General features: G+C 55.1%; 7 protein-coding genes. 3 read left to right on the top strand and 4 right to left on the bottom strand.

Going from position 1 to position 5,659, the window contains the following annotated elements:
- The 3 genes from ACOSYY_RS09820 to folD all read right to left on the bottom strand — a co-directional run.
- Nucleotides 1-398 (bottom strand): 3-methyl-2-oxobutanoate hydroxymethyltransferase (locus tag ACOSYY_RS09820; RefSeq protein ID WP_421662106.1); only part of this gene is annotated, 398 nt, incomplete at its 3' end.
- Nucleotides 398-1,285 carry a methylenetetrahydrofolate reductase gene (locus ACOSYY_RS09815; protein WP_421662105.1) on the bottom strand — a complete coding sequence of 296 codons (888 nt, stop codon included), beginning with the start codon at nucleotides 1,283-1,285 and terminating at the stop codon, nucleotides 398-400. The genes ACOSYY_RS09820 and ACOSYY_RS09815, both read right to left, overlap by 1 nt.
- Nucleotides 1,286-1,295: 10 nt before the next feature.
- A complete protein-coding gene (folD, locus tag ACOSYY_RS09810; RefSeq protein WP_421662104.1) occupies nucleotides 1,296-2,156 on the bottom strand; it encodes a bifunctional methylenetetrahydrofolate dehydrogenase/methenyltetrahydrofolate cyclohydrolase FolD in 861 nt (286 codons plus the stop codon).
- 175 nt (nucleotides 2,157-2,331) lie between these two features.
- Between folD and ACOSYY_RS09805 the strand changes: the two genes are divergently transcribed.
- Genes ACOSYY_RS09805 through ACOSYY_RS09795 form a run of 3 tightly spaced genes read left to right on the top strand, consistent with a single transcriptional unit; the run spans nucleotide 2,332 to nucleotide 4,921 of the window.
- Nucleotides 2,332-3,315 (top strand): NHL repeat-containing protein, encoded by a 984-nt coding sequence (locus tag ACOSYY_RS09805; RefSeq protein WP_421662102.1) that lies wholly within the window; start codon nucleotides 2,332-2,334, stop codon nucleotides 3,313-3,315.
- Nucleotides 3,312-4,013 (top strand): hypothetical protein, encoded by a 702-nt coding sequence (locus tag ACOSYY_RS09800; RefSeq protein WP_421662101.1) that lies wholly within the window; start codon nucleotides 3,312-3,314, stop codon nucleotides 4,011-4,013. The genes ACOSYY_RS09805 and ACOSYY_RS09800 overlap by 4 nt, the downstream gene beginning before the upstream one ends.
- A gap of 11 nt (nucleotides 4,014-4,024) precedes the next feature.
- Nucleotides 4,025-4,921 carry a universal stress protein gene (locus ACOSYY_RS09795; protein WP_421662099.1) on the top strand — a complete coding sequence of 299 codons (897 nt, stop codon included), beginning with the start codon at nucleotides 4,025-4,027 and terminating at the stop codon, nucleotides 4,919-4,921.
- Between the two features lie 284 nt (nucleotides 4,922-5,205).
- Here ACOSYY_RS09795 and ACOSYY_RS09790 read toward each other — a convergent pair.
- The coding region (locus ACOSYY_RS09790) for a peptidylprolyl isomerase (protein WP_421662098.1) at nucleotides 5,206-5,659 on the bottom strand (454 nt) is incomplete at its 5' end.

The following is a 5,659-nucleotide window of genomic DNA, read 5'->3' as shown; positions in this document are numbered from 1 at the left end:
CCCATGACAGGAATCCCCACGCTCGTCATGGCTTTAATTCGCTCCGCCATCACGGCCCCCCCCTCCAGTTTCACTGCAACGGCGCCTGCCTGCAACAATCGGCCCGCATTGCGTAGGGCCTCTTCTGTGCTGGCCTGATAGGACATAAACGGCATATCCGCAATCACCAGAGCTCGCTGTACCACGCCGGCGACCAGCTTGGTATGATACAGCATGTCATCCATCGTGACCGTCAGCGTATTGGATTTTCCCTGTACCACCATACCCAGCGAATCCCCGACAAGAATCACCCGGATCCCCGCTTGCTCGACGATACGTGCGAACAGCGCATCATAGGCCGTTACGACTGCGAGTTTCTTCCTGTCCCGTTTAAACTGCTGGAAATCGAGAATCGTCATCAGTTCAATTCGGCCTTGGTGATGATCTCGGCCAACCGATGTGTTGCTTTGATCGCCATGATATGGACGCCGTCGCAGTGCGGTCGAACCGCCTTAATCGTCCGTACGGCAATGTCGACTCCCACGTCCTCTGCCTTCTCCCCGGCGGCTTTGAGCTCTTCGATCATCTCGTTTGGGACTGAGATGCCGGGAATATTCTCGTTCATGAACTCCGCCATCTTGTGGTTGCGCAGCACGAGGATACCGGCAAGGACCTTGACCTTATAGGAGCGGACCGCTTTCATAAAGCTCGCGAACTGCTCCGGATGGTACACCGCTTGCGTCTGGAAAAATTGGGCGCCCGCCTTCACCTTCACTTCGAACTTGGCGAGCATCGGCCCGAGTGGGTCGGCCTCCGGTGTGACGGCGGCACCGATCATAAACGCGGTCGAACCGTCCAGCTTATGCCCGGCCATGTCGTGACCGTTGTTCAATCCTTGCACGAGTTGCATGACTTGAACCGAATCCAGATCATACACCGGCTTCGCTTCTTTATGATCACCGACCGTCGGATAATCGCCTGTGAGGCACAAAATATTTCTGATCCCCAGCATATGCGCGCCCATAAGATCCGACTGCATGGCGATCCGATTGCGATCTCGACAGGTCAACTGCATCACGGGGTCGTGCCCCAACTCATACAGCAGGCGGCAGACGGGGAGTGAGCCGGCACGAACCACGGCGGCGGTATTGTCGGTAACATTCACACCGTGTACTCGCCCGACAAGCTGTTTGGCATTCTCGAGAACGGACGAGATGTTGGTGCCCTGGGGAGGATTATATTCGACCGTGACTGCAAACACCCCTCGGTTGAGGGCATCGATTAGGCGCTGTGGCTCTCGACTCATAAATGGCCCCTCATATCATTCCTGCCGCCCTCTTGGCCGACTCCACGGTATTTTCGAGCAGCATTGCAATGGTCATTGGGCCAACCCCACCGGGGACCGGACTGATCCAGCCGGCCTTTTGCCTGACCATGTCAAAATCTACATCGCCGCACAGCTTGCCTTCAGGAGTCTTGTTTGTTCCCACGTCGATAACGACCGCGCCCTCGCGCACCATGTCGGCCGTCACAAACTTCGCTTTCCCGATCGCGACGAGAAGCAACTCCGCCTCACGGCAAACCGCCGGAAGGTCTCTGGTTTTGGAATGACAGACTGTGACCGTCGCGTTCCTCTGAAGAAGCATGAGCGCCAGCGGCTTCCCCACGATATTGCTCCGTCCCACCACAACCGCTCGTTTACCTTCTATTGCCAAGCCCGTCGACTCGATCATCTTGATGACACCCCTGGGTGTACAGGCTTCGAAAACCGGGTGCCCCTCCACCAGCCGGCCGAAGTTATAGGGGTGAAACCCATCTGCGTCTTTGAGCGGCGAAACGGCTTCCAGAATGACCTTGCTGTCGATGTGTTTGGGCAGCGGGAGCTGAACGAGAATTCCATGGATTTTGGGATCAGTATTCTTTTTGTCGATCAGCGCCAATAACTCGGCCTGGGTCGTGTTTGCCGGGAGCTTGTGATCGTCAACGTAAATCCCCGCCAATTCGCAGGCCTTTTGCTTGTTTCGAACATACACATGTGAGGCGGGATCATCGCCCACCAAAATGGTCGCAAGACCCGGCTTCATCGACTTCTTGGCGAACAGTTCAGCCGATTCTTTCGCCAGACAATCACGAACCTGTTGCGCGAGCGCTTTACCATCAATCAATTGTGCGGCCACGATCCCCTCCCCTATGCTATTCGGGCAAGTAAGCCGTCGCAACTTAGCAGGGGAATTTTATGCAAGTCAACGTTCGCCATATCCCTTCCTTGCCTCCAACCCTCCGAACCTTTCTTGACAGCTTCTTTGCTCCTCCGGTACGATGACTCTCGGTGAAAATCTGGATAACCCGCCTTTGTCCGTGAAGTTCTCTCACCACTTATTACTGCTCACCATGCTCAGCCTAGGCTCGGCGCTTCGCGGCGAAGCCGCGCAAATCACTGGTTTGGAGTCACCCAATAGCTTCGTCTGCGACACGTCGGGAAAGGAATATTTCATCTCCAATATTAATGGCGAGCCGGAATCAAGGGACAACAACGGCTTCATCACAAAGTTGAATGCGGAAGGAAAGGTCACCGACCTGAAGTTCATCCAAGGTGGCGTGGCTGGCGTGTTGCTGCATGCTCCGAAAGGGATGGCTGTGCTGGGGCCAGTTCTTTACATCGCAGATCTCGATCAACTGAAAGCCTTCGATAAGACGTCAGGCAAACTCCTCGCCATGGTCTCATTCCCGGCATCATCTCATATGCGAGTATCACTCACCGACGTGGCAGCCGCCCCGGACGGCATTTTGTACGTTTCAGACGAGGCGGCGAACTCCATCTATCGGATCGATCCGTCAACCAATCATCGAGTTGATCTTTTGATCCATGATGAACGCCTTGCGGGTCCCGCCGGAATCGCGATTCATCCCAGGACGAATCATCTCATCACCGTGAGCCGGCAAAAAGGGAAGATTCTGGAAATAACTCAAGACGGACAGCTGACCGAGCTGGAATCAAACGGGTTCTTTACCAGTCGCTTCCAAAACCTGAGTGGAGTGGATTTCGATCAATGGGGTAATATGTACGTATCGGACATCGCCAAGGGCAAGATTTGGCGTATGACCCGGGATCATCGCTTCCAAGTCATCGCCGAGTATCTTCCGGCTCCGGCTGATGTCAGCATCGACCGAGTGAACAATCTTATCTTGGTTCCCTACCACTATGTGCATGCCGCGGAAATGAATGGACTTGAAACGCCTTCGATCGGGAAGCCAAAGAGCGAGAAGCGTACGTTGGCGGACTATGGTTTTATCCCCCCACCTCCCAAGCCCGGTCCGGAAGGAACGAAGAAATGAGCTCGTGCTCGTATTGTCACCATCGAAAAGGCAAACGCCCGTGCCCTGCCCTTGGAGGCTTGATCTGCAGTCTCTGCTGTGGCGAGCATCGCCTCACGCGGATCTCATGTCCCACCGATTGCACCTATCTCGACACCGGAAGCGACTATCAGCAAAAAAGACTCGGCGAGCAATTTGCGCCCGCTCGACGAGACTTCTATCAGGAACTGGACCAATTGGGAGGCGCCAAAGCCGCGGCGCTATTCAATTTGATCGAAGTGGTCACCTTCGGCCACTTCGATGGACGAAGGGACGGACAGGATGTCGAGGTCGTAACGGCCCTCCAGGCGCTCCGTCGCTCGCTCAGCCCACTCCACGTCCCCGCCGGCCCTGTACCGGTTTTTGCCGAGCATCTCAAAAAAGAGTACGAGGCGTTTCGGAAACAAGATCCCGAACAAATTGCCGATGCCTCCGACGCTCTGGAAATCCTGGATCGCGCCGCGCAATTCGTCTCCGCATTTTCAGAGAGTGATTTTCAGTCGAGCCGGTTTCTGGGAGGACTGATCGGTTATGTAAAAACGCGGCATCCGGAGATCGCGGCATATCTCAAGAAGAAGCGGGAACCGGGGCACATCTTTCTACCAGGGCAATCTCTCCTGCCCCTACCCGCCGCCCAAGCACACACTCATGGTCCCGACTGCCAGCACCATGGGCATTAAGGAGGATCGCCATGTCTTTTCCAGACTCGCTCAACATCCCTATCCTTCGGAACATTTTTCATCCATCCGATTTCACCGAAGCGAGCGCAGGCGCGTTCGCGCATGCCTTGAAAACCGCCTTGATGGCTCACGCCAACCTGACCATTCTTCATGTCTCCTCCGATGGGAATACGGAATGGATGGAGTTCCCCGGTGTGCGTGCGGCGTTGGAGCGATGGGGCTTGCTGCCGATGAACAGTCGGCGATCCGATGTCGCCCAATTGGGTATCCACGTTAAGAAGGTCCAAGCAGTCCATCAAGATCCCATAGAATCAGTCACCTCCTACATAGCCGAGCACGCGACAGATCTGATCGTGCTCGCTACTGATCAAAGCAAAGGTTGTCTTCCATGGCTCAGCAAGTCCGTCGCGGTGCCCGTTGCACGGGAATCACGGCAGATGACTCTCTTCATCCCGAAAGGCGTAGCCGGATTCGTTTCTTCACACGATGGTTCCGTCTCGTTGACAAACATCTTGATTCCGGTCACCTCCAGACCGCCGGCCCAGGCGGCACTCCAAGCCGCCGTGCGGATGGCATACCGGCTCAATCGCCCCGTCGGCGTCTTTACAGTTCTATATGTCGGCGAGGAAGGAGACTTGCCCGACCTCCACTACTCCGATATGCCAGGCTGGCAATGGGATACGGTCATCAAGCAAGGAGATGTGGTGGATGTGATCTGCGGGACCGCCGAGGAAATCAAAGCGGATCTCATCGTCATGACCACCGAAGGGCGCCATGGTTTTCTCGATGCGCTGCGCGGTAGCCATAGCGAGCGAGTACTTCGCAAGGCGCCCTGCCCGCTGTTGGCGATCCCGGCAGGCGGCTTTATTGCCTCGGTGCTGGAGTCAGAAGGCCAGCCGATATCTTAAAAATGCCGCATATTACAATACGTCTCATACGCGAATCAGTTCTTCGCCCCGACTATCAACATGGTCGCTCCGCGTTTCCCCACCCGTTGTCTTATCTCCTCCGGTCAGCTGATAATTGTTCGGGGCTGTCGCGGCATAGAAGCCTTTTAAACCCCTCTACACACGAATGGTGCCGAATGCCCAGGAGACTCATGTCGCAGGCGAGGCATATGGGATTGTGGTCGCAGCGTAGAGCCCCCATAAGCAGCGCCATCTGAAAAACCACCCCGTCGTGTCGACCGATACTACTCCACGATCGTGACCGCCATTTCCACACGCTCTTTAGGGTTATCCCGTTCATCGCGTGCTAAGTTGGCGATCTTGTCCGCCACACCGATTCCTTTCGTGACTTCTCCAAACACGGAGTACTTGCGGTCCAGAAATCGTGAGTCCTCTACGACTATGAAAAATTGAGAGCCGGCCGAATCCGGATCAGCTGCTCTTGCCATAGAAACAATGCCACGTTTGTGTGGGATATCGCTGAATTCCGCTTTGACGGTATGGTCGGGGCCACCCTGTCCATAGATTTCCTTTTTGAATGAATCTTTCGTATTCGGGTCTCCGCCTTGAATCATGAAACCGGGAATAACTCGGTGAAAAATCGTCCCATTATAAAACCCGGACTTCGCCAGCTTAATGAAATTCTCGACATGTTTCGGCGCGACATCCGGATAGAACTTGATTTCGATATCGCCGAAT

It is taken from the genome of Nitrospira sp. BLG_2 (assembly GCF_049222245.1).
Note: the sequence above shows the minus strand (reverse complement) of the source record. Positions and strands in the feature narration are given on the sequence as shown.